The following is a 23170-nucleotide window of genomic DNA, read 5'->3' as shown; positions in this document are numbered from 1 at the left end:
AAAGACATGACTGCTGCGCTCGTGGGACCGGCGGCACGCGAATGGAAGGAGGCTCTGCACCGCACCCGGCACGACACGTACCACCTGCCCGGATACATCACCCTGGACGCGGCGCTGACCTCCGGCACCCCGGCCGCCTTCTGGTATTCCGACGGCAGCCGGCAACTCCTGCTCCCGCTCATCCTGCGCGAGATCCCGGGCACGGGTCTGCGCGATGCGATTTCCCCGTACGGCTACCCGGGCCCGGCCAGCGACGCGATGCCCGGCGACCGGGACTTCTGGGAGCGGGCCTGCATGGCCATGCTCGAGACGCTGCGGGGCGAGGGTGTGGTGACCGCGTTCGTCCGGATGCACCCGCTGCTGCCCGCCCCGCTGCCGTTGCTGAGCCGGTTCGGCACGATGGTGCACCACGGCGACACCGTCTCGATGGACCTCACGGTCAGCCACGAGGAGATGTGGTCACAAACGCGCAGCGATCACCGCAACCACATCAACCGGGCGCGGCGGGCGGGCACCGAGGTCGTGTTCGACGACTGGGACCGGCTCGGCGAGTGGGTCGACGTCTATCACGACAACATGCGGCGGGTCGGCGCGTCGGACTACTACTTCTTCACCCGCGAGCACCTGGTCGCCATGCACGACCTGATGGGCGACCGCATGCACCTGGCCGTGGCGCTCGAGGACGGCGAGGTGGTCGGGGGCAACACCTTCTTCGAGCATCACGGCATTGCCACCGGATACGTGTCCTCGACGCGGCGGGCGCCCAAGCGGTACGCCGACGAGATGCTCTACGACGAGGTCCGGCGATGGTGCAAGTCCCGTGGCGACACGGTGTTCCACCTCGGCGGGGGCAAGGGTGGCGCCGAGGACTCGCTGTTCACGTACAAGGCCGGGTTCTCCCCGCGGCGTCATCCGTTCCACACCTGGCGGATCGTGGCCGACCGGCCCGCGTACGAGGAAATGGTCTTTGCCCTGGGTCGTGAGACCGACGAATCGGGGACTTTCCCGCCCTATCGCTAGGAGCGCGCCATGCGGATCACCTGTGTCGGCGGCGGGCCCGCCGGTCTCTACTTCGCGGTGCTGGCCAAACTGGCCGACCCCGCGCACGACGTCACCGTGCTGGAACGCAATCCGGCCGGCGTCACGTACGGCTGGGGGGTCGTCTTCTGGGACGACCTTCTGGACGACCTTTTCGCGTACGACCCGGTCAGTGCCCGCCGGATCTCGGACGCGGCCTGCCGGTGGGACGAGTACGAGGTGCGCGCGACCGGCAAGTCGGTCTCCCACCTGCCCGGCTACGGATTCAGTCTGGGCCGCCACAAATTGCTGTCGATCCTCGGCACGCGCGCCTCGGAGCTCGGGGTCGACATCCGATACTCGTCCGATTTGTCGGTCGTTCCGGACGCGGACCTGGTAGTGGCATGTGACGGGGCGGGCTCGGCGATCCGGTCACAGGACGCGTCCCACTTCGGCGCGTCGGTCGACATGGGTCGCAACAAGTACATCTGGCTCGGCACCAAACATGTCTTCGACACGTTCACGTTCGGCTTCGAAAAGACACACGCGGGCTGGATCTGGTACCACGCCTACCCGTTCGACGACGGCACCAGCACGTTCATCGTCGAGTGCACACCCGCGGTCTGGTCGGCGCTGGAGCTCGACCGGCTCGACGGGGCGGCCGGATGCGCCCGGCTCGAGACCATCTTCGCCCGGCACCTGGGCGGCGAACGGCTGATCGACCATCGGGCCGAGGCGGGCGGTACCGGCTGGATGAGCTTCCGCCGGGTCACCAACCAGCGCTGGGACAACGGCAACGTGGTGCTGATGGGCGACGCCGCGCACACCACCCACTTCGCGATCGGCTCGGGCACCAAGCTGGCCATGCAGGACGCCATGGCGCTGGCCGACGCGGTCGCCTCGGGCGCCCCGCTGCCGGTTGCCCTCGAGCGCTACGAGCACCGCCGCCGCGCCGACCTCGTCCCGTTGCAGCGGGCCGCGCTGGCCAGCAGCGAATGGTTCGAGCGGATGCCCGAATACGCGGATCTGCCCTCCGCGCAGTTCTCCTATGCCCTGTCCAACCGCCGCGGCGAGTATCCATTGTGGCGGTACCTGTTGCACCTGAGCACCCAGCGCTCGGTTCCGCGCGCGATGCTGCGGTCGGCCCTGAGCGCCCGGCGATGGAACCGCGCTCGGCGCCGCCCCGACGCCGAGATGGGAGTTCCCCTACTAACAGGAGGTTGACCTATGGCAGATGCCGCACTGCTGTCACCCCAGGATCCGGCTTGGACGGAGGCGCTCGACCGGGTCCGGCATGACATCTACCACATCCCCGAGTACGTGCGGCTCGACGCCGGCCTGACCGGCGGCACTCCGGTGGCCTACCGATACGACGAGGCGGGACGCGTCTTTCTCCTCCCCTTGCTGCTCCGGCCGGTGCCCGACACCGACCTGCAGGACGCGATTTCCCCGTACGGGTATCCGGGCCCCGTGGGCAGTGATGACGCTGCCTTCTGGTCACGTGCGGCCGGCACGATGACCGAACTCCTCTGCACCGAGGGGGTGGTCACCGCGTTCGCGCGGCTCCATCCGTTGCTTCCCGGCCACTCGGAGGCTCTGGCCGTCGCCGGCACGCTGGTGAACCACGGCGAGACCGTCTCGATCGACCTCACGCTCAGCCCCGACGAGCTGTGGTCGCAGACCCATCGCAGTCACCGCAACCAGATCGGCAAGGCCACCCGGGCCGGAGTCGAGATCACCTTCGACGACTGGTCCCGGTTCGACGAATGGATCGACACCTACCACGCCACGATGCGCCGCGTCGGGGCGACCGCCTTCTACTTCTTCAGCGCCGCCCATTTCCACCGGCTGCGCACGGCTCTCGCCGACCATGTTCATCTCGCCGTGGCGACTCTCGACGGCGAGGTCCTCGGGGGCAACCTGTTCTTCGAGTACGCGGGCACCATGCACACCCACCTGCAATCCACCGCGGACGCACCGATCCACTACGCCGACAAACTGCTTTACCACGCCGTACGGATGTGGGGCCGCGACCGCGGCAACACGGTGTACCACCTGGGCGGCGGGGTCGGCGGCTCGGCCGATTCGTTGTTCCGCTACAAGTCGCAGTTCGGGTCGGGGCGCCAGGACTTCCACACCTGGCGCGTGATCACCGACCCGTGCAACTTCGAAAAACTGGCCGGCCCGGCCACTGCTGATTCCTTGATGGGCCGTTTCCCGCCCTACCGATAACGCACTTCGTATCGATGCAACAGGACGCCCTCGTCGAAGGCCTCGTGTTCCAGCAGGTCGAGCTCGACGGGGGCGACCTGGTCGTCGAACAGCGGGCGACCGGCGCCGAGGACGACCGGGTGCGTGAAGAGCAGCAACTCGTCGAGCAGCCCGGCCCGCAGCAGACCGGTAGCCACCGTCGCGCCGCCGACCCCGATGTCGCCCTCGGTCCGGCTCTTCAGCTCGGCCAGTTCCTCGATCGACGCGGCCACTGTCGTGTTGTGTCCGGCGCTTGTCCGCGTACGGGAAACCAGGATCTTCGGTTTTGATGTCCAGATCTCGCCGTACTCCCGCAGAAAGTCGGGCAGCGACTCGTCCGCACGCGCGGCGGGCCAGAAGCCCTCCATGGTCTCGTAGATCGTGCGCCCCTGGACCATCGCCGAGAGCGCCCGCGCCCGCCGGTTGAACTCGCGGTGCAGCGGCTCGCCGATCCGCATCCACTCGCCGCCACCCTGCTCACCGGCGGCGTGCTCGATCCGCAGATCGGCCGACACGTTCATCCAGTACACGAACCGACCGCCCACGGGGCCTCCCGTCCTCGCCGCTCATCGTAGGCTCCGGGTATGACAACCGTCCGCGTGGAGACTTTCCTCGACGTGTCCGCGTCGTCGGCCTGGGAAGCGATCGCCGACGTGGGTGCCGTGCACCACCGCCTGCTGCCCGGCCGCGTCGCCGACGCCCGTATCGAGGGCGACATCCGCATCCTGACCATGCCGGACGGCTCCGAGATCCGCGAGCTGATCGTGGCGATCGACCACACCGACCGCCGCCTGGCCTACGCCGTGGTCGAGGGCCAGAAGCTCCCGCTGACCTACCACCACGCCAGCTTCCAGGTCTTCGAGGCCGGCGCCGGCAGCCACCTGGTCTGGCTCACCGACGTGCTGCCGCACGCCCTGGCGCCCGCCGTGCAGGCCCGGGTTGGCCGAGGCATCCTGGAGATCAAAGAGGTGCTCGAGTCCGCGTGCTGACCTCGCTGGCCACCCCGCCGCTGTTCGCCGCCCTGTCGTCCGCCCGCCGCATCCTGATCGCCGGGGCCGGTGGTGGCTTCGACGTCTACGCCGGTCTGCCGCTCGCCCTCGCGCTGTGGTCCAGCGGCGTCGACGTTCACTTGGCCAACTTGTCGTTCTCCGAGCTCGAGCTGGTCGACCGCGAATCGTGGCTGTCCGAACACGTCGTCGAGGTGACCCCGGCGACGGCCAGCCCCGACTGGTACTTCCCCGAGGGAGCGCTCGCCGGTTGGCTGTCCGACAATCAACTTCCTTCCACGGTGTACGCGTTCCCGCCGCTCGGTGTCCAGACATTGCGCGAGGCCTACCAGTTCCTGATCGACCGGCTCGACCTCGACGCGATCGTCCTGGTCGACGGCGGCACCGACATCCTGCTGCGCGGCGACGAGAACGGTCTCGGCACCCCCGTCGAAGACCTGACCAGTGTGGCCGCCGTGGCCGGCCTCGACGTGGGCGTGAAACTGGTGACCTGCCTCGGTTTCGGCATCGACGCCAACGACGGCGTCAACCACGTGCAGGTGCTGGAAAACCTGGCCGCACTCGACCGCGAGGGCGGCTACCTGGGCGCGTTGTCCATTCCCGGCTCGAGCCGCGAGGCTCAGCTGTATCGCGACGCCGTGGCCCACGCCGCGGCCGCCACCCCCGACCGCCCGTCGATCGTGAACGGTCAGATCGCCGCCGCCACGGCCGGCGCCTTCGGAGACGTGCAGTTCACTCGGCGTACGAGCGGAAGCGCCCTGTTCGTGAATCCGCTGATGGCCATCTACTTCACCGTCGACCTGGACAAGCTGGCCGCGCGCTGCCTGTACCTCGACCGCATCGAGAACACGGTCGGCCGCCGCCAGGTGATCAGCCGGATCGAGGCCTTCCGCCACGAGGTCACAACCCGGATCCCCCGGGCGTATCCGCACTGACCCGGACGGCTCGCAGGCCGTGGCCGGCGGCGCAGTGCAGGCAGATGAGCCTTTTCGGCCGCCAGGAACTGTTGGGTGGCGAGCAGCACCTTCAACTCCCCGAACCGCCACTCCGCGCCGAGCAGCTTTCCTGATTCGCGCAAGCAGCTGAAGCACCGGGCTGCCGCCTTCGCGCTCCCCCATCTTCTCAGCTCTCGCCCCGAATCGGCCGTCCGTGGCCCGCGAAGCGGGTCAGGCGAGGTCTTCTGCTTGGTACACCGCTGCGAGCCTGCTCATGATCGACAGCCCGTCAACGGCCGGCAGATAGCTGGCATCCGGGTGCGCCTCGCACATCTCCCACCGGGGCACGTCGGAGGGATCCGGACCGCCCACGGCCAGACAGGCCTCACCGTGACGCGCCCGGAAGTAGAAGAGGTCCCCGCCCGGCAGCGTTCCCTCGACTTGGACCGGCGCAGCAGCACAAGTCAGGCGCGCCCGCCAACCTCGCTCGTGCAGAGCAGTCAAACCGTCGCGCCACTCGGCTCCATGCCGCACGGCGTCCCAACAGCTGCCCTGCCCACTCGACTCCACCGGCACGCGCCCATTGAACGCGGGGGCGACGTCTACGTCGAATTCGGCCGTCCCGCGCGCTACCGCCACCTCGGGGTCTGCGCCAGGTCCTCAGCTGGATCCGACGCCCGCAGGAATCCGGATGCGGCGACCAGCCGGCGCACCGCGATCGAGACGCCCGACAGCGACGCGACGAGCGTGAGTGGGGGTGGCAAGATCGACGGCGTGGCTGATGTGCTGCGGCGGGCGCGGGTCGAAGACCTTCCTCTGTTGTGGCGCGGTGAGGCCGCCTACATGAGGGAGATCGAGCCGGAACACGAGGCCCGCTGGGCGGCGGCGACCGACCGGCACCTGGCCCGCTGGATCGAGTGCCTGGAACACACGCTGATCCTCGAGGCCGACGGCGAGCCAGTGGGCTACGCGGCCTGGGACGTCATCGACAACCGGGCGACACTGACCACCATCCACGTCCTGGCCGCGTTCCGGGGCCGTGGGCGCGGGGCTGCTCTGCTGCGGGCATACATGAACGACGCCCGCACCTTCGGGCACACGGCTCTGGCGCTGGCCGTCTTCCACAGCAACCCGGCCGAGGCGCTGTACGTCCGGCACGGCTTCAAGCACACCCAAGACGAGGGTCAGTACCGCCATTACGCCCTCACGCTGACCTGACCGCGGCAGCTCAAGGTGGTCAGCCGGGCAGCCAACATGTGACAGCAGCGACCCAAGGCGTCAACACGCGACCGCAACCAGCCAAAGCGCCACCGCGACAGCCGACTCGTCACCGCAACGAACCACGACGCCAGCACGACCTCACCGTTCGACCGCAGCGAGCCGAGGGCATCAGCAAGCGGCCAACTCGGCCCACCCGGACGTCACCATCGTGACACGTCACCGCGCGATCCGAGGCGCCGGCAGGGCGGCCGACATGGACCACGACGAGCCAAGGCGACCGCACGACAGCCAATGTGCGGACGCAACCAATCAAAGCGACAGCACTGCGGGCAATGTGCGGCCGCAACCAATCAAAGCGACAGCACTGCGGGCAACATGCGGTCGCAACCAATCAAAGCGACAGCACTGCGGGCAACACGCGACCGCAGCCAGCCGAGGCGCCCGCACGACAGCCAGCATGCGACCAACAAGCCGTGACGACGGCAGGTGGGTCCGGCACTACAGCCGACATGCGACCGCAACGAGCCGCGGCTACGGCAGGTGGCCGGCATGTGACGGGGATGGGTCAGGGCTTGAGCAGGGTGGCCAAGCGGTGGATGTCGGAGGGTGTGCAGCGGTGGTCGACCGGGACGGTGAGGATGCGGTCGGCCCAGGTGGCGGCCTCCTCGTCGCCGCTCCAGAAGGCGTCTCGGGACTGGCGCCAATGCACTGGAGCGAAGACGCCGTGCGCGGCCAGGTGCGCCAGCAAGGTGTCGCGGGTGTTGCTGGTCAGCTGGACGCGGAAGGGGGCGGCGCCCTCGGGGACCGACCAGTCCAGGTCGAGCAGGGCGGACAGGGCGCGGGCGTTTCGGGTGCTCGCGGAGCGCACGGCGGGGATGTCGAGCAGTGGCAGCACTGCCGTGGTGAAGGCGGACGCGGGGGCGTCGCTGCCCAGCAGGGTGTGTTCGCCCTGCTGTTGCAAGGTGCGGAACACGTCCTTGGCCGCGGTGTGTCCGTCGAGCCAGGCGGATTTGAGCAGCATCGCGGTCAGCTTGAGGTGGGCGCCCTCGCTCGGACGACCGGTGGGGGCGGGCAGGTCCAGGCCCAGGGGTGACCAGAGCAGACCGCCGTCGGGGACGGGCAGGGTTTTGCGGAGGGACGCTACGGCGTACGGGGAAATGCTCGTTCTCGCCCACGGGCCGAACGGATCGTGTGAATGGTCTTCGAGGACGGTCACGGTGGGGTGGGCGGTGATCCAGGCGCGCCAGGCGGAGCCGTCCTCGCGGCCGAACAGGTTCTGCGCGAGCACGATGTCGCCGGGCTCGGCCTGCAGGGTGTCCAGGTGGGGGCCGTGGCCGTCGGGCAGGTGGCGGTACCAGGCCAGCGGCATGTCTTTGCTGAGCGCCTCGGCCACGCCCGTGCAGAAGAACGACGGAACGTGCAACCGGCCGGGTAACGCGAGCCGCCGCAGCAGCGCACTGATCGCCCCGCAACCGGTGGCGAACAACTCGGAGCCGGCGGGGAGGTGGCCGTCCCGCGCATCATCGAGCAGGACGGCCGGGTCCCAGTGGAACTCCGAGCCGATCTCAGGCCGCGCGCTCGACATTCCGATCCTCCGAGGAGGAGAACGAAGGGGACGTGGACGTGGAGCGAGCGATGTTGAGCGTGTCGACATGCACGGGTGGCTCGCCGCGGCGCAGGTCGGCGAAAGTGCGCACGATGATGCGCAGGTCGAGCATCGGCGACCAGTGGTCGACGTACCAGCGGTCGAGGATGAAGCGCTGCGGCCAGTCGATGTCGTCGCGGCCGTTGACCTGGGCCCAACCGGTGATGCCGGGCTTCACCTCGAGGCGCCGGGCGTCCAGCGGCGAATAGTTGGCCACCTGCGGCAGCACGTCGGGGCGCGGCCCGACCAGGCGCATGTGGCCGGCCACCACGTTGAGCAGTTGCGGCAACTCGTCCAGGCTGGTCCGGCGCAGGAAGCGGCCGCACCGGGTGATCCGGGGATCGTTCTCGACCAGACCGAACGGGTCGTCGATGCCGAGCGAACCGCTCAGCGCGACCGAATCGTGCACCATCGAGCGGAACTTGAGCATGCGGAACGGTTTCCCGCGCAGCCCGGCCCGGTCCTGCACGAACAGGATGCCGGGCCCGTCGGCGAGCCGGATCCACAGCGACACGACGAGCAGCACCGGGGACAGCAGGATCAGGGCGACGGCGGCGGTCAGACGGTTGGCGAAGTCCCAGAGCTTCACAGCGTCTCCACGTTCTCTCCGGTCAGGCGGCGGCGGGTGTCGAGCACGTACGCCGCGTTCTCGGCGATGAGGGAAAGGTCGAACTCGTCGTGGTCGGCCAGCAGCACCACCGCGTCGGCTTCGGCCAGTTGCGCAGCGGTCAGGGAGACCCGCACGACGCGCCGGTCGACCTGCGCGTCCTCGACCACGTGGGGGTCGGCCGCCCGCACGTCGGCGCCCATGTCGAGCAGCAGTGAGGCGACCCGGCGGGCCGGCGATTCGCGGGCGTCGCCGCTGTTCTTCTTGTAGGCCAGGCCGAGCAGCAGGATGGTCGAGCCGTTGACCGCCTTGCGTTGTGTGTTCAGGGCCGCGACCAGACGGCGTACGACGTAATCCGGCATGTGGTTGTTGATGTCGTTGGCCAGCTCTACGAAGCGGAAGCTCTGGCCGAGGGTCCGCTGCACGCGCCAGGACAGGTAGGACGGGTCGATCGGCAGGCAGTGGCCGCCGACGCCGGGCCCGGGCACGAAGCGCAGATAGCCGAACGGCTTGGACGACGCGGCGTCGATGGCCTCCCACACGTCGATGCCGAGGGCGTGGGCAAAGACGGCGAGCTCATTGACGAGCGCGATGTTGACGTGCCGGAACGTGTTCTCGAGGAGCTTGGCCAGCTCGGCCGTCTTGCAGTCGGCGACCGGCACGGTCTTGGCCACGATCTGGCGGTAGAACGCGTCGATCCGTTCCAGCGACGCCGGGTTGATGCCCGAGACCACCTTGGGTGTCGTCTCCAGCGTCCACTCGCGGTTGCCCGGGTCGATGCGCTCGGGGCTGTAGCCGAGGAAGAAGTCGTCGCCCGCGATCAGCCCGGAGCCCTCTTCGAGCAGGGGCGCGACCAGGTCGGTGGTGGTGCCGGGATAGGTGGTCGACTCGAGCGCCACGGTCGCGCCCGGCCGCAGGTAGCGGGCCAGGGTGCGGGCCGACTCCTCGATGTATTTGAGGTCGGGTGTGCCCTCGCGCAGGGGCGTGGGCACGGCGATGACCGCGATGTCGAAGCCCGCGCACGACCGCGGATCGGCCGACGGGTGGAAGGTTCCGGCGTCGAGCAGCTCGCGCAGGTCGGCCGAGGAGACGTCGTCCACGTAGGACTCGCCCGCGGCCAGCCGCTTGATCCGCTCGTCGTCGACGTCGAAGCCGACGACGTGGTGGCCGACCCGGGCCGCCCGGACCGCGAGGGGCAGCCCGACGTATCCCTGACCGACGATGACGACCCGCATGAGAACTCCTCAACTGGCTTTCAGGAACTGACGGGCGACGGAGAGGGCCGGGCTCTCGGCGAGCCAGCGCATGACGGCGATCAGCTCGGGCCGGGTCGACGTCGGGTGGAGCAGGCTGAGCGCGGCCCCGTCGAGCGGCGGCACGGGCACCTGCGAGATGAGCGGATGGCTGGGGCGCAGGTCCTTCTCGTGCGCGCCGAACAGGCTCTCGTGCATCTTCTCGCCGGGCCGGAGTCCGGTGTAGACGATCGAGATGTGCCGTTCGGCGGCGTCGGCCAGGCGGCGGGCGACGTCGGCGATGCGCACCGGTTCACCCATGTCGAGCACCAGCACCTCGCCGTGACTGTCGAGCGCACCGGCCTGCACCACGAGACGTACGGCCTCCTGCACGGTCATGAAGAAGCGCGAGACCTCGGGGTGCGTGACCGTGATCGGGCCACCCGACTCGACCTGGGCGGCGAACGCGGTCAGCACCGAGCCGCGGCTGCCCAGCACGTTGCCGAACCGGACACTGCAGTAGGTGCCGTCACCGGCCTCGTCGGCCGCGGCGGTGAGCCGTTCGGTGATGCGCTTGGAGTAGCCGAGGACGCTGCCCGGATCGGCGGCCTTGTCGGTCGAGATGTTGACCAGCCGCTCGACGCCGTGACGCAGTGAGGTCTGCAGGATCTGGTAGGTCCCGAGGATGTTGGTCTTGAGGGCCTCGGACGGGTGCATCTCGAGCAGCGGCAGGTGTTTGAGGGCGGCGGCATGGAACACCACCTGGGGCCGGTGCTCGGCGAACACCTCGTCGAGGCGTTCCTGGTCGCGAATGTCGGCGACCACGAGGTTGCGGTCGTCGAGCAGGCCGCGGCCGTCCATCGAGAGCTGCACCGCGTGCAGCCCGGACTCGTCGCGGTCGAGCATCACCAGCGCGGCCGGGTCGAACCGGATCAGCTGGCGGCACAGCTCGGAACCGATCGAGCCGCCGGCCCCGGTGACGAGCACGCGCTTGCCGGTCAGGTAGCCGGCGATGGCCCGCATGTCGAGGCCGATCTCGCGCCGGCCCAGCAGGTCGGCGTGGCTGACCGGGCGGATGTCGTCGACGCTGACCGTGCGGCCGAACAGTTCGACCACCGGCGGCACGACCTTCACCTCGACGTCGGTCGGACGAGCGAGATCGGTCAGTTCCCGTACGAGGTCAGCGCCCGCACTGGGAATGGCGATCAGCACGACGTCGGCCTCGTAGCGGCTGACCACCTGGGCCATCGCGTGCCGGGTGCCGGCCACCGGTACGCCCATCACCTGCAGCGCGCGCTTGGCCGGGTCGTCGTCGAGCAGGGCGACCGGGTAGTACGGGCTGTCGGGGTTGCGCAGCATGGCCCGGACGACCTGGGCCGCGCCCTCGCCCGCACCCATCACGACCACCCGGGCGCCGTGCTCGGGTGACGGTCGCAATCGCTGGTCGCGCGCCAGGCGTACGGCATAACGCGCACCCGCCGCGAGCACCAGGGCGATGAGGCCGGAGGCGATGATGGCCGACCGTGGCACGAGCCGTCCGAGCAGGGTGTCGAGGACGAACAGCACCGGAGTGGTGACGGCCGCGGTCTTGGCCAGGGCCAGGATCTCTTCGAAGCACCCGTACGCCCATCGGCCGGTGTAGAGCCCGAACCGGTACCCGACCGCGGTGTGCACGACGGCCGCGAACACGGACAGCACCAGCACCTGCGGGATGTGCGACTCGGCCAGGTTGCCGTCGTGGCGGAGCACCGTGGCCAGGAGCAGCGCGATGGTCAGGGCCAGCGCGTCGACGCCGGCCCGTCCTGCCCGGCCGGGCAGGATCCGGCGGGTGCCCGGCCATCGGCCCGGGGAGTCGATCTCCTCACGGGGCGCCGCACTGCGAAGCTGCATGAATTCCTCCTTGCGCGGACGCCGGGGAGCTTCGTCAGGCAAATAAAAATGCGCCCCATAATCACTTCAGAAGCGCTTTCATCGCCGCGTCCCGAGCGTGTCAGGCGAGGGCGGATGAATACAGTAGCAATTGTCATGCGGGATCTGAGGTTTCCTCATGTTCGACATGACACCGCACCTGGCCAGGCATATCACGGCCGGAAGATCGAGAAATGAACATGAATAACGCTCTCGTTCGGCGTGACATTTGCGCCTTACATTCATGCCCGACCTCTGCGAATGTCCATTTCGAGGGGCGCGCAATCGTATTGCCGACAATAGGCATGACGGGAGGCGACAAATGGCCGTTCGGGTGCTGCACGTGATCAGCGCCCCGGCCGGCGACGGCGCCGAACATCAACTGCGCCTGCTGATCCGTCACCTGCCGCAGCAGTGCGAGGTGGCGACGCTGTCGCCGCCCGGACCGGTGCTGTCCGCGCTGCGCGAGGACGGCACGGCGGTGCACGAACTGCTCAGCAACCGCGACCTCGACCCGGGCACGATCGGCCGGCTGCGCCGCCTGGCCCGTCGCGGTGGCTTCGACGTGGTGCACACCCATCTGTTCCGGGCCGGTCTGCAGGGCCGGTTCGCCGCCTGGCTGGCCGGGGTGGCGCTCGTGGTCGCGACCGAATATCACCTCGACGACGGGCGCCCCAACGTGCTCGCCCACCGGGCCGGGAAGCGGGTGACCATCGCGGTGTCCACGATGATCGCCGACCGGCTGCGCCGCTGGGGCGTACCGGGCGACCGGCTGACCACGATCCCCAAGGCCCTCGACGTCCGCGAGTTCCGCTTCGACCCGAAGCTGCGCGCGGCGGTGCGCGAGCGGTTGCGGATTCCGCCCGGCACCCCGGTGATCGGCGGCCTCGGTCAGCTCGAACCGCGTAAACGGTTCGACGTCCTGATCCGGGCCGTGGGCGAGGTGCCCGGCGCGATGCTGCTGCTGGTCGGCGACGGCCCGGCCCGGCACGCGCTGGAACGGCTGGCCGCGATCGAGGGAGTGTCCGACCGGGTGCTGTTCGCCGGGCCGGTGCCGCACGCGCGCGAGATGCTCTGCGCCATGGACGTCTTCGCGTCACCCGGCCGCGACACGTACGGGCTGGTCGTGCTCGAGGCGCTCGCCACCGGGTTGCCCGTCCTGTACGCCGCGTGCGAGCCGTTGCAGGGCATCCGGGTCGACGGGGCCCGCCGGCTCACCCCGCACGATCCGGAGTCGCTGCCCCGGGCGCTGCGGGCCGAGGTCATCTGCTGGGCCGAGCGGGCGGGCGAACGGCTCGAGGCACGGTCGGCCGGCGACCGCTACGACGCCGGGCGGATGGCGGCCGAGGTAGGCGATCTCTACGAGCGGGTGAGAGCGTGACCAGGGTCTGTCCCGTGGATCACGCGGGTCTGCGGTGCGGTCCAGGCGGTGGCTGGCGTCGGCCGCAGGGCGGTCGCATCCCGGTGTTGGATGTGGCCGTTCTGCGGACGCCGTCAGCCACCGCCTGGGCCTCGGCGCAGGCCCCCGTGATCCACGGGACAGACCCTGAACGACCAGCGATCGAGGGCTGCGGTCAGTGCGGGCCCCTGAATGAGCATCCAGCCGATCCAGGCGCCGAGCGTGTTGGCGATCAGGTCGTTGGTGTCGGCCCAGCGGTCGCCGTGCACGAAGACGAGCATCAGCAACTGGCTGGTCTCGATGGTCAGGCTGATCAGGAATCCGATCAGCACGGCCCGGCGGCGGTCGCGGACCCCGAACACCAGGCGCAGGGCGGCGGCCAGCGGCAGCATCATGGCGATGTTGAGGATGAAGTCGTCGACCCGCATGGTGACGAACGGGACCAGCAGGATGCGGTAGAGATCGGGCGGGCCCGAGCCGGCACCCCAGGCGAGGTCGAGCGGCAGCGTGGTCGCGCCGAACACGGCCACCGCGTACCAGGAAGCGGCCCAGGTCGCGACGATCTGGGCGACTCCGAGCGTGCGGGCGCGGAGCAGCACGACGGCCATCAGCGCCAACCCGAGCGGGATCAGCACCGGGAGCGCGGGCACATGCAGTTGACCGGATGGCACCGAACCAACGGTACCCATCCGCTCACGCCCCTCAGCGCAACCAGCCGTCCTTGCGCGCGATCCGGATCGCGTCGAGCCGGTTGCGCGCGCCGGTCTTGGCGATGATGGCCGACAGATAGTTGCGGACCGTTCCGCCGGACAGGAACAGCTTGCGGGCGATCTCCTTGACCGGCTCGCCCTCGGCCGCCAGCCCCAGCACCTCGAGCTCGCGGGTGGTCAGGCCCTTGTCGGTGAGCAGCGAGGCCGTCTGGAGCCGGGCCGAGACCACACGTTCGCCGCCCGCCAGCCGGCGCACCGAGTCGGCCAGCAGGTTGGCCGAGGCGTCCTTGGGCAGGAAGTTGAGCGGGCCGGACCGGTGCCGGGGCGGCAGCATGCCGCGCTTGTTGGGATCGCAGAGCAGCAGCAGCGCGCACGACGGGTTGGCCGAGCGGACCGCGTTCGCGACCGGCAGCACCTGACTCACCATGTATTCCGTGTCGATGACGATCACGGAGGGCCACATCTCGGACGCCACCTGCGGCAGGTCGTTGCCGAACGGGAGCGTGCCGATGAAATGCATATCGGGGTTCGACTCGAGCAGGGCTCGGACCGGGACACCGAAGTATCCCTCGTCTCTGGCCACCGCAACACGGATCACCACATCACCTCGCCGATGGACGCCAGCACCCGTGCCCGGGTCTCTTACCCGGCAGGCACCCCGGGAAAGCACTTTCCTGTGTACTCCTGCTTGTCTATTCGTGTTCGGCGCGCCCGCGGATGGGCCGTCCGGTCAAAGAATTTCGAATCAGCCTGGTCACGACGCACTCGTGCCACCAGCCACAACCGCTCTGACGCCTCCCCACCGTAACGTCTCGCTCACAGCGCGGGTACAGCCCTAGCCGATCAACCGACCCAAGTGCACCGGATCTCCTGACCAGACCATCGGAAATCTGCCCGAAATCAACAGGAAACGATCTAGCGACCGTCCATGAGGGACATCCGGTCGCGGCGCTTGTCCCAGAGCCGGCGGACGGCGGGCAGAACCTCGGAGACAGCCGGGATGCCCGCCTCCGGCTCGGGCTCGCCGACCGCCAGGGCCGGCGCCGACCGGGCGAGCGACCCGGCCATCCGATCCACGTCGTTCATGATCGAGCCGGTCAGCACCAGGACGCCGGTGTCGGCCAGTTCGCTGCGCACGGTCCGCAACGTACGGCGGGGCGCCTCGCGCAGGTCGGCCAGCAGGTCGTCGAGATGACCGGCGTCCCGCGTGACGTCGTGGGCGTGTTCCGGGGCGGCCTCCGGGTCCGGCTCCGACACCAGACCGGCGTGCGCCGCGAATGCCTCGGCGGCGGTCGTGAGCACCTGCCCGACCTGAGGCGGCACGTCGGCCGCGGACGGATCGGCGGCCGCGTCGAACATCGAGCGGGCCACCGAGTTCACCTGAGCCACGCCGTGCTCCATGGCCCGCAGCGTCTGCTGCAGCGGGACGACCTGGGCCACCGGGGTCATCAGCGACCATCGGGCCTGCTTGCGCAGATCCTCGACGGCGGTCACGGCGCCGGCCAGATCCTCGTCCAGGGCCCGCGACCGGGCCAGCCAGCCGGCCGCCTCGTCCTGGTCGTAGCCGCCGCGCGCACCCGCGCCCAGATCGCCCAGCAGCAGCGCGATCTCGGTGGACAGCTGGGCCAGCTTGAGCCGGGCCCGTTCCAGCGGCGTCTCGCCACCGACCAGCGGGGAGAGGATCACGCCGACGACGATGCCGAGTGCGGTCGCCGCCACCCGCTGCCACATGAACGCCTCGGTGACCGAACTGCCGGCGACCAGGATGCCCAGCGACGTGGCCGGCACCGCGACCGCACCGTCACCGAGGAGCAGCAACCGGCCCAGGGCCAGACCGCATCCGGCGATCACCGCGACCGACCACCAGTGCAGACCGAAGAAGTGCCACACACCGACCGCCACACCGATCGCGGCGACGGTGGCGACCAGGCGCTTCGCACCCTCGCGGAGGGAGGCGTGCGAGCTGATCTGCACCGACAGGGTCGCCGAGATGGCCGCGATGACCGGGCCGGCCAGACCGAGGATGCCGGCCGCGGTCCAGGCGAGGCCGGCCGCGATGGCGGCCACCACCACCGACCGGGCGGCGTTGCCGTCGATCCGGTCCCGGCACCAGGCGAACGGGCGCTGAACGAAGGCGGGCAGGTGCGGGCGGACCCGGGCGTGCATGGCCCGGTAACCGGAATGGACGGCGGGACGGACGGTGCGGCGCAGCAGGGCCGCGACCAGGGCGCAGAGCGCGAGGCCCAGAGCCACAAGGATGATCGGGTTGGCGGGCACGGTCCGTCTTCACTTTCGTCACTATCAGTTACGTCTCCCCTCAAGTTACGGACGAAATGTTGGTCAGACCGACGGTTCGCGAGGAATGTGATGGCGGTCGCGCCCGTCCGAGTGACCACTGAAAACGCTGTTGACCAGGGCGAACAATGAGGCAGTCAACCTTTTGGATATCGGGCGGCGTTGAGCAGGACATGTCATCACAAGCACCGGCGGACGACGGGTTCCGCGCGTTCGTCGAACAGCAGTGGGGGCCGCTCGTCCGGCTCGCCTATCTGCTGACCGGCGACCGCGGGCACGCCGAGGATCTGGTTCAGGCCGCCCTGGAGAAGACACATCGCCGGTGGGGTCGCGTCGCGCGGATGGAGGCACCGGTCGCCTACGTACGCAAGGCGATGGTCAACACCGCGACGTCGTGGCGCCGGCGACGACGGGTCAGCGAGGTGCCGCTGCTGGCCACCGACGGTCCCGTTCCCGACCCGTACGGATCGGTCGAGCACCGCCAGCAGGTCGTCGCCGCCCTGCGCACGCTGCCGCCACGGATGCGCGCGGTCCTCGTCCTGCGCTACTTCGGCGACCTGAGCGAGGCCGAGATCGCCGAAGCGCTCGGCTGCTCGGTCGGCACCGTCAAGAGCCAGAACTCGCGCGGACTGGAGCGACTGCGCGCACAACTCACCACGCCGCTGGAAAGGACGCGAGCATGAACACCGAGACCGTGCTGAAGGACGCGCTCGCGGACGAGGCCGACGCGCTGGGCGCCCTCGACAACCCGTGGCCCGGGTTCGAGCGGCGGGAACGCAAGCACCGCCGCAACCGCCGGCTCCGGGTGGCCGGGGTGGCCGCCGTGCTGGCCGCCGCGATCGGAGTGCAGGCCGGCGTCCTGCCCCTTCCGGCGTTCGTGCCCGGCATCGCGGTCGCCGGGTTCGATCCGGTGCTGGGCGACGACCCGGTCCGCGGCTCGCTCGCCGGCGACAAGGCATTCCTGGACGGCATGCGCCGCGAGATCAAGGACATCGAGGACCCGGGCGAGACCTGGCGGGTGGCCGATCGCAAGAAGATCAAGTTCGTGTTCGCGAGCGACTTCGGGGACCAGCGTCTGGTGCTCGCGCTCGTTCCGCTGCGCTTCGGCTTCCTGGAGGACCGGGCGCTCGTCTGGTACTCGGGCGACGCCGGAGCGGCACCGGAAGCCATGATGGAGGGCAGCCGCGAGGACGGCGGCACGGTCGTGTCGACCTATTCGAATCGCAGCAGCGACCGCCGGGGCGTGCTGGCCGTGGTCGCACCCACCGACACCCACATCTCGATGCGGGAAGGCGTCCGGTACACCCCCGAAGGACGTCTCGAATGGGGCCCCGAGCGGGCCGATGCCGACGGCGGCCTGATGATCGGGTCGATGTCCGCGACGCCGATCCCGCCCACGACCCGCATCGTGGTGACCCGCGGGGCCGACGTGCTCTACGAGGGCGGCGCGGGCGGCGGCTGGTCGGGCAACACCGGCACCAACCCGCAGGAGGTGCCGTCGTCGCTCATCACGCAGGCGCTGGCCGGGCGCGAATTCGACCACGAGACGATGCGGCGCTGGGTGGAGTCCGCGATCCAGGACGCCCGGCTCACGACGGAGGGCACGACGGTGAGAGTCCGCTGGGTCGGCACGGTCAACGGGCAGCCGTCGGCGATGTTCACGCTGCAGCCCCGGGGTGGTGGCGTGCTCGCGTACGCGTTCCACGGCGCCGCCGACTCCTACCGCCAGGATCTGCGCCTGCTGCTGCCGGCCCAGGGCGCGGCCGAGCGGCCGATCGCGTGGCGGATGCGGGCCGAGGGCAAGGACGACCGCACCGACCAGGTCGTCGTCACCGCCCCGGACGCTGCGACGCGGGTGACACTGACGGTCGGTGGCGGTGCTCCGGTCAACGTCACGCCCGGTGCGACAACCACGGTTCCCCCGTACGCCGAAGCGCACGTCACCGCGTACGGGGAAAACGGGGTTGAACTTGGCACTACGCCCGTGCCGCCGTTCGAGACCGACAGTGGCGGCCCGCCCGGCGACACGCCCAGGACGAGGGTCGTGGGTTAGTTACCGCGGGACGACCTTCTCGACCGCCCACTGGCGCCAGGTGTCCAGGTGATGCTGCACCTGGGCCAGTTGGTCGGCGACCGGGCCGGGACCGGTGGAACCCGGCGTGGTGCGGCCGGCCAGGGCCGACTCGACCGAGAGGACCGAGCGCACCGACGGGTCGAGGTGCTCGCTGACCTTCTCCAGATCGTCGTCGGTCAGGTCTTCGAGCTCGCACTCGCGCACCGAGCACAGCGCGACCAGCTTGCCGGTGATCTCGTGCGCGTCGCGGAACGGCACGCCCTTGCGGACCAGCCAGTCGGCGACCTCGGTGGCCAGCGAGTAACCGACCGGCGCGGCCGCGGTCAGGCGGTCGACCCGGACGGTCATGGTCGACACCATCCCGGCCAGCGCGGGCAGCAGCAGCTCGAGCGTCTCGATCGCGTCGAAGACCGGCTCCTTGTCCTCCTGCATGTCCCGGTCGTAGGTCAGCGGCAGGCCCTTGAGCATGGTCAGCACCGTGACCAGCCCGCCGATCAGCCGGCCGCTCTTGCCGCGGGCCAGCTCGGCGATGTCCGCGTTCTTCTTCTGCGGCATGATCGACGACCCGGTGGCGAAGGCGTCGTCGAGCTCGACCCAGCCGAACTCGGTCGACGTCCAGAGCACCACCTCTTCACCCAGGCGGGACAGGTGCACGCCGATCAGCGAGGTGATGAAGAGGAACTCGGCCACGAAGTCGCGGTCGGCCACGGCGTCCATCGAGTTGGCGGCCGGGGCGTTGAAGCCCAGTTCCTTGGCCACGGCGGCCGGGTCGAGCGGCAACGAGGACCCGGCCAGCGCGCCACTGCCCAGGGGAGAGATGGCCGTACGCGTGTCCCAGTCCCGCATCCGGTCGAGGTCACGCAGCAGCGGCTGCACGTGGGCCAGCAGCCAGTGCCCGAAGCTGACCGGCTGCGCGTGCTGCACGTGGGTCAGGCCGGGGGCCGGCGTGTTCACGTTCAGCGCGGCCTGCTCGGTCAGCGCGTCGGCCAGCTCGACCAGCGCCACGGCCACCCCGCGGGCGTGGTCGCGCATGTAGAGGCGCAGGTCGGTGGCGACCTGGTCGTTGCGGGAGCGGCCGGCGCGCAGCTTGCCGCCGAGCGCGCCGAGCCGTTCCAGCAGGCCGCGCTCGAGGGCGGTGTGCACGTCCTCGTCGTCTATGGTCGGCCGGAACTGGCCGGACGCGCAGGCCGCCTCGAGGTCGTCGAGGGCGGCCAGCATCTGGCCCAGTTCGTCCGGGTCGAGCAGCCCGGCCGCCGCGAGCACCCGGGCGTGGGCGCGGGAACCGGCGATGTCGTACGGCGCCAGCCGCCAGTCGAACTGGACGCTCACCGACAGGCGGGCGAGGGCGTCGGCCGGGCCGCCGGCGAACCGGCCACCCCACAAAGAAGTCTTCTCAGTCATCGTCCTTCAGTCTGCCTTGATGCGTTTCGGAGTGGTGACCGGCCCACTCGGCGAGTTTGGCGGCGAGGGCCTTGCCGCCCGTGACGTCGCGGGAGACGACCAGGATCGTGTCGTCGCCGGCGATGGTGCCGATGACCTCGGTCAGGCCGGCCCGGTCGAGGGCGCTGGCCAGGAAGTGGGCCGCACCGGGCGGGGTGCGCAGCACGGCGATGTTGCCGCTGGAGTCGACCCCGGTCAGCAGCTCGCGCAACAGGCGCAGCAGCCGCGACGGGCCCTGCTCGGTGGTCTCGCGGAGCGGGCGCTTGCCGTCCTCGGGGATCAGGTAGGCACCACTCACCTTGACCGCGCCCAGTTCCTCCAGGTCGCGCGACAGGGTGGCCTGGGTGACCACCACGTCCCAGCCATGGAGCCGCTCGGCCAGCTCGGTCTGCGACCGGATCTGCTCGTCGCGGATCAGTTCGACTATGCGGGCGTGCCGGCCGGCCCTGGTCCCCGGCCCGGTCATCCCTCGTTCACCGCCAGGAGCCAGGCCAGCAGCGCCTTCTGCGCGTGCAGGCGATTTTCGGCCTGGTCGAAGACCGCGCTGTGCGGGCCGTCCATGGCCTCGTCGGTGATCTCTTCGCCGCGGTGGGCGGGCAGGCAGTGCAGCACGATGGCGTCGTCTCCGGCCGCGGCGAGCAGCTTCTCGTTGACCTGGTAGGGCCAGAACGGGGTGAGCCGGTCGCGCCCGTCCTCCTCCTGGCCCATCGAGGTCCACGTGTCGGTGGCCAGCACGTCGACCCCGTCGGCGGCCTCGAACGGGTCACGCAGCACCTCGACCGAGCCGCCGGTCCAGGCCGCGATCTCGGCGGCGCGCGACACCACGATCGGAGAAGGATCAAAACCCGACGGACCGGCTACCCGTACGTGCATGCCCGCGGTCGCTCCGGCCAGCAGATAGGAGTGCGCCATGTTGTTGGCCGCGTCACCCACGTACGCAAGCTTCCGGCCCTTGGCCGTGCCGAGCCGCTCCCGGATCGTCAGCAGATCGGCCAGCAGCTGGCAGGGGTGGAAGCCGTCGGTCAGCGCGTTGATCACCGGCACGTTCACCCCGGACGCGAGCTCGGTCAGGCGCTCGTCCCCGGTCGTCCGGAAGACCATCGCCGAGACGTAGCGGGACACCACCCGGCCGGCGTCGCTGAGCGACTCGCCGCGTCCGAAGTGGGTGGCGTGCGTGTCCACGATCATCGGCTGGCCGCCCAGTTCGGCGATGCCGGCCTCGAACGACAGCCGGGTGCGCAGGCTGACCTTGTCGAAGAAGACCGCGACCGAGCGCGGGCCCTCGAGCGGCCGGTAGGCGAACCGGTCGGCCTTCATCGCGGCGGCCAGATCGAGGACGGCGCTCTGCTCGTCCGGCGTCAGGTCGTCGTCGCGCAGGAAGTGGCGGGTCACAGAACACTCTCCAGGGCGGTTATGAGCGCGTCGGCCTGCTCGGTGCTCACGATCAGCGGCGGGGCGAGGCGGATGACGTCGGGCTGAGGGGCGTTCACCAGGAAGCCGGCCTCCTTGAGGGCGGCGGCGATGCGGGCGGCCTCGGGCTCGTCGAGCACGATGCCGAGCAGCAGGCCGGCGCCGCGAACGTTCTTGATCAGCGGGTGCTGGAGTCCCTCGATGCCGTGCCGCAACTGCTCGCCGACGCGCTTGACGTGGTCGAGGAGGCCCTCGCCGGCGATCGTGCGGATCACCGCCAGGCCGGCCGCGCACGAGATCGGGTTGCCGCCGAACGTGGTGCCGTGCGAGCCCGGGGTGAACAGCTCGGCGGCCCGGCCGAAGGCGACACAGGCACCGATCGGCAGCCCGCCGCCGAGGCCCTTGGCCAGGGTGATGATGTCGGGTTCGATGCCCTCGCTCTGGTGGTGGAACCAGTGGCCGGTGCGGCCGATGCCGGTCTGTACTTCGTCCAGCACGAGCAGAGTTCCCGTTTTGGTGCAAATCTCCCGTGCCCCGGCCAGGTAACCGGGGGGCGGGACCACGACACCGTTCTCGCCCTGGATTGGTTCAAGGATGATCATTGCCGTTTTGTCCGTTACGGCGTTCTGCAGGGCCGCAAGATCACCGAAGTCCACGTGCGTCACTTCACCCGGAAGCGGGCGGAACGGGTCCGCCTTCGCCGGCTGCCCGGTGAGCGCGAGCGCCCCCATGGTCCGCCCGTGGAACCCGCCGTGCGTGGCGACGACATGGGTCCGCCCGGTCAGGCGGGAGATCTTGAAGGCGGCCTCGTTGGCCTCGGCCCCCGAGTTGGTGAAGACGACCCGCCCGGCCCGGCCGGCCAGCGCCAGCAGCAGCTCGGCCAGCGCGACCGGCGGCTCGGCGACATAGAAGTTGGAGACGTGCCCGAGCTGCTGCACCTGCTGGGTCACGGCGGCGACCACGGCCGGGTGGGCATGACCGAGCGCGTTGACCGCGATGCCGCCGAGGAAGTCGACGTACTGCTTGCCGTTCTCGTCGGTGAGCACCGCACCCTCGCCGCGCACGAGGGCGGCCTGCGGGGTGCCGTAGTTGTTCATGCCGGCAACCGACCACCGCTCGGTGAGCGAGCTCATGAGGGGACCACCATTGTTCCTATTCCTTCCGGGGTGAAGACTTCGAGCAGCGTCGAGTGGGCCACACGGCCGTCGATGACATGCGCGGCCGGCACGCCACCGCGGACGGCCCGCAGGCAGGCCTCCATCTTGGGCACCATGCCCGACTCGAGCCGGGGCAGCAGCTTGGCCAGCGCGTCCTCATCGATCTCGGTGACCAGCGACGACGTGTCGGGCCAGTCGGTGTAGAGGCCGGGCACGTCGGTCAGCACGACCAGCTTCTGCGCGCCCAGGGCCTCGGCCAGTGCGGCGGCGGCGGTGTCGGCGTTCACGTTGTGCACCACGCCGTCGGCGTCGGGGGCGACGCTGGCGATCACCGGGATGCGCCCGGCCGCGATCAGGTCGTCGACGGCCGAGGTGTCGACCCGGTCGACGTCGCCGACCAGGCCGATGTCGACCTCTTCGCCGTCGATCAGGGCGCCGCGCCGGACGGCGGTGAACAGATGAGCGTCTTCACCGGAGAGCCCGACGGCCAGCGGGCCGTGCCGGTTGATCAGCCCGACCAGTTCGCGCCCGACCTGGCCGGTCAGCACCATCCGGACGACCTCCATGGCCTCGGGGGTGGTGACCCGCAGCCCGCCGCGGAATTCGCTCTCGATGCCGAACCGGTCGAGCATCCGGCTGATCTGCGGCCCCCCGCCGTGCACGACGACGGGCTTGATCCCGGCGTACCGGAGGAACGCCATGTCGGCCGCGAAGGCCTGCTGCAGCTCTGGGTTGATCATGGCGTTGCCGCCGTACTTGATCACGACGATCTTCCCGTGGAACCGCTCCAGCCAGGGCAGCGCCTCGACGAGGACTTCGGCCTTCTCGACGCTCACTTGGCCTTCTCCGCGCTCATGACGAAC

Annotated in this window: 21 protein-coding genes and 1 pseudogene; 9 read left to right on the top strand and 13 right to left on the bottom strand. The window is 70.0% G+C overall.

All coding sequences use genetic code 11. The features are described 5' to 3' along the window. Positions 1-6: 6 nt before the first annotated feature. Genes KOI35_RS25255 through KOI35_RS25245 form a run of 3 tightly spaced genes read left to right on the top strand, consistent with a single transcriptional unit; the run spans position 7 to position 3249 of the window. Entirely contained in the window at positions 7-1020 is a 1014-nt protein-coding gene (locus KOI35_RS25255) for a GNAT family N-acetyltransferase (protein WP_215790707.1), read from the top strand. Positions 1021-1029: 9 nt separating this feature from the next. Then, complete coding sequence (locus KOI35_RS25250; protein ID WP_215790706.1) at positions 1030-2241, top strand: FAD-dependent monooxygenase; 1212 nt, start codon at positions 1030-1032, stop codon at positions 2239-2241. A gap of 3 nt (positions 2242-2244) precedes the next feature. After that, positions 2245-3249: a GNAT family N-acetyltransferase gene (locus tag KOI35_RS25245; protein WP_215790704.1), complete on the top strand. Its 1005-nt coding sequence runs from the start codon at positions 2245-2247 to the stop codon at positions 3247-3249. Here KOI35_RS25245 and KOI35_RS25240 read toward each other — a convergent pair. Beyond that, entirely contained in the window at positions 3240-3812 is a 573-nt protein-coding gene (locus KOI35_RS25240; protein ID WP_215790702.1) for a dihydrofolate reductase family protein, read from the bottom strand. The two genes, KOI35_RS25245 and KOI35_RS25240, sit on opposite strands and share 10 nt — an antisense overlap. Positions 3813-3851: 39 nt before the next feature. Here KOI35_RS25240 and KOI35_RS25235 point away from each other — a divergent pair, with 39 nt between their 5' ends. From KOI35_RS25235 to KOI35_RS25225, 3 genes are all read left to right on the top strand, one after another. Further along, positions 3852-4256 carry an SRPBCC family protein gene (locus tag KOI35_RS25235; RefSeq protein WP_215790700.1) on the top strand — a complete coding sequence of 135 codons (405 nt, stop codon included), beginning with the start codon at positions 3852-3854 and terminating at the stop codon, positions 4254-4256. After that, entirely contained in the window at positions 4250-5209 is a 960-nt protein-coding gene (locus tag KOI35_RS25230) for a DUF1152 domain-containing protein (RefSeq protein ID WP_308121141.1), read from the top strand. The genes KOI35_RS25235 and KOI35_RS25230 overlap by 7 nt, the downstream gene beginning before the upstream one ends. 774 nt (positions 5210-5983) lie before the next feature. After that, the gene (locus KOI35_RS25225; protein ID WP_215790698.1) at positions 5984-6427 is read left to right on the top strand and encodes a GNAT family N-acetyltransferase; all 444 of its coding nucleotides are present in this window, start codon (positions 5984-5986) and stop codon (positions 6425-6427) included. A gap of 568 nt (positions 6428-6995) precedes the next feature. Here the strand turns inward: KOI35_RS25225 and KOI35_RS25220 are convergent. The 4 genes from KOI35_RS25220 to KOI35_RS25205 are packed head-to-tail and all read right to left on the bottom strand — an operon-like array spanning position 6996 to position 11804. Beyond that, entirely contained in the window at positions 6996-8015 is a 1020-nt protein-coding gene (locus tag KOI35_RS25220; RefSeq protein WP_215790696.1) for an aspartate aminotransferase family protein, read from the bottom strand. Next, complete coding sequence (locus tag KOI35_RS25215; RefSeq protein ID WP_215790695.1) at positions 7996-8664, bottom strand: sugar transferase; 669 nt, start codon at positions 8662-8664, stop codon at positions 7996-7998. Before KOI35_RS25215 ends, KOI35_RS25220 begins: the two co-directional genes overlap by 20 nt. Beyond that, positions 8661-9917 (bottom strand): nucleotide sugar dehydrogenase, encoded by a 1257-nt coding sequence (locus KOI35_RS25210; protein ID WP_215790693.1) that lies wholly within the window; start codon positions 9915-9917, stop codon positions 8661-8663. Before KOI35_RS25210 ends, KOI35_RS25215 begins: the two co-directional genes overlap by 4 nt. Before the next feature lie 9 nt (positions 9918-9926). Further along, the gene (locus KOI35_RS25205) at positions 9927-11804 is read right to left on the bottom strand and encodes a nucleoside-diphosphate sugar epimerase/dehydratase (protein WP_215790684.1); all 1878 of its coding nucleotides are present in this window, start codon (positions 11802-11804) and stop codon (positions 9927-9929) included. 340 nt (positions 11805-12144) lie between these two features. Between KOI35_RS25205 and KOI35_RS25200 the strand changes: the two genes are divergently transcribed. Further along, on the top strand, positions 12145-13203 hold the full coding sequence (locus tag KOI35_RS25200) for a glycosyltransferase (protein ID WP_215790682.1): 1059 nt from the start codon (positions 12145-12147) through the stop codon (positions 13201-13203). Between the two features lie 113 nt (positions 13204-13316). Here KOI35_RS25200 and KOI35_RS25195 read toward each other — a convergent pair whose 3' ends face one another. The 3 genes from KOI35_RS25195 to KOI35_RS25185 form a co-directional block, all read right to left on the bottom strand. Then, positions 13317-13892 (bottom strand): VanZ family protein, encoded by a 576-nt coding sequence (locus KOI35_RS25195; protein ID WP_215790680.1) that lies wholly within the window; start codon positions 13890-13892, stop codon positions 13317-13319. Positions 13893-13923: 31 nt separating this feature from the next. After that, positions 13924-14529, bottom strand: a complete 606-nt coding sequence (locus KOI35_RS25190) for a response regulator transcription factor (protein WP_202998125.1) — start codon at positions 14527-14529, stop codon at positions 13924-13926. Positions 14530-14846: 317 nt separating this feature from the next. Then, complete coding sequence (locus KOI35_RS25185; protein ID WP_215790678.1) at positions 14847-16208, bottom strand: FUSC family protein; 1362 nt, start codon at positions 16206-16208, stop codon at positions 14847-14849. A gap of 191 nt (positions 16209-16399) precedes the next feature. On the opposite strand from KOI35_RS25185, the gene KOI35_RS25180 reads away from it, so the two are divergent. Both KOI35_RS25180 and KOI35_RS25175 read left to right on the top strand, forming a co-directional pair. After that, a complete protein-coding gene (locus tag KOI35_RS25180) occupies positions 16400-16909 on the top strand; it encodes a SigE family RNA polymerase sigma factor (protein WP_215790676.1) in 510 nt (169 codons plus the stop codon). Continuing rightward, a complete protein-coding gene (locus tag KOI35_RS25175; RefSeq protein WP_215790675.1) occupies positions 16906-18279 on the top strand; it encodes a hypothetical protein in 1374 nt (457 codons plus the stop codon). Before KOI35_RS25180 ends, KOI35_RS25175 begins: the two co-directional genes overlap by 4 nt. Here the strand turns inward: KOI35_RS25175 and argH are convergent, their stop codons facing one another. The 5 genes and pseudogenes from argH to argB all read right to left on the bottom strand — a co-directional run bounded on the left by argH (position 18280) and on the right by argB (position 23143). Continuing rightward, on the bottom strand, positions 18280-19701 hold the full coding sequence (gene argH / locus KOI35_RS25170) for an argininosuccinate lyase (protein WP_215790673.1): 1422 nt from the start codon (positions 19699-19701) through the stop codon (positions 18280-18282). Further along, positions 19694-20206, bottom strand: coding sequence for an arginine repressor (locus KOI35_RS25165; RefSeq protein ID WP_215790671.1), 513 nt, complete (start codon positions 20204-20206; stop codon positions 19694-19696). Before KOI35_RS25165 ends, argH begins: the two co-directional genes overlap by 8 nt. After that, positions 20203-21117 carry an ornithine carbamoyltransferase gene (argF, locus tag KOI35_RS25160; protein ID WP_246613769.1) on the bottom strand — a complete coding sequence of 305 codons (915 nt, stop codon included), beginning with the start codon at positions 21115-21117 and terminating at the stop codon, positions 20203-20205. Before argF ends, KOI35_RS25165 begins: the two co-directional genes overlap by 4 nt. Then, positions 21017-22283, bottom strand: a pseudogene (locus tag KOI35_RS25155) (acetylornithine transaminase); the annotation flags it as partial. The pseudogene KOI35_RS25155 and the gene argF, both read right to left, overlap by 101 nt. Continuing rightward, positions 22280-23143: an acetylglutamate kinase gene (gene argB / locus KOI35_RS25150; protein ID WP_215790665.1), complete on the bottom strand. Its 864-nt coding sequence runs from the start codon at positions 23141-23143 to the stop codon at positions 22280-22282. The pseudogene KOI35_RS25155 and the gene argB, both read right to left, overlap by 4 nt. Positions 23144-23170 lie beyond the last annotated feature (27 nt).

Source organism: Paractinoplanes bogorensis (genome assembly GCF_018829635.1).
Lineage (GTDB): Bacteria > Actinomycetota > Actinomycetes > Mycobacteriales > Micromonosporaceae > Actinoplanes > Actinoplanes bogorensis.
Note: the sequence above shows the minus strand (reverse complement) of the source record. Positions and strands in the feature narration are given on the sequence as shown.

Coding starts and splice junctions, on each gene's coding strand:
- KOI35_RS25255 (WP_215790707.1), top strand. CDS start 7: ATGACTGCTGCGCTCGTGGGACCGGCGGCACGCGAATGGAAGGAGGCT.
- KOI35_RS25250 (WP_215790706.1), top strand. CDS start 1,030: ATGCGGATCACCTGTGTCGGCGGCGGGCCCGCCGGTCTCTACTTCGCG.
- KOI35_RS25245 (WP_215790704.1), top strand. CDS start 2,245: ATGGCAGATGCCGCACTGCTGTCACCCCAGGATCCGGCTTGGACGGAG.
- KOI35_RS25235 (WP_215790700.1), top strand. CDS start 3,852: ATGACAACCGTCCGCGTGGAGACTTTCCTCGACGTGTCCGCGTCGTCG.
- KOI35_RS25220 (WP_215790696.1), bottom strand. CDS start 8,015: ATGTCGAGCGCGCGGCCTGAGATCGGCTCGGAGTTCCACTGGGACCCG.
- KOI35_RS25210 (WP_215790693.1), bottom strand. CDS start 9,917: ATGCGGGTCGTCATCGTCGGTCAGGGATACGTCGGGCTGCCCCTCGCG.
- KOI35_RS25205 (WP_215790684.1), bottom strand. CDS start 11,804: ATGCAGCTTCGCAGTGCGGCGCCCCGTGAGGAGATCGACTCCCCGGGC.
- KOI35_RS25200 (WP_215790682.1), top strand. CDS start 12,145: ATGGCCGTTCGGGTGCTGCACGTGATCAGCGCCCCGGCCGGCGACGGC.
- KOI35_RS25180 (WP_215790676.1), top strand. CDS start 16,400: ATGTCATCACAAGCACCGGCGGACGACGGGTTCCGCGCGTTCGTCGAA.
- KOI35_RS25175 (WP_215790675.1), top strand. CDS start 16,906: ATGAACACCGAGACCGTGCTGAAGGACGCGCTCGCGGACGAGGCCGAC.
- argH (WP_215790673.1), bottom strand. CDS start 19,701: ATGACTGAGAAGACTTCTTTGTGGGGTGGCCGGTTCGCCGGCGGCCCG.
- KOI35_RS25165 (WP_215790671.1), bottom strand. CDS start 20,206: ATGACCGGGCCGGGGACCAGGGCCGGCCGGCACGCCCGCATAGTCGAA.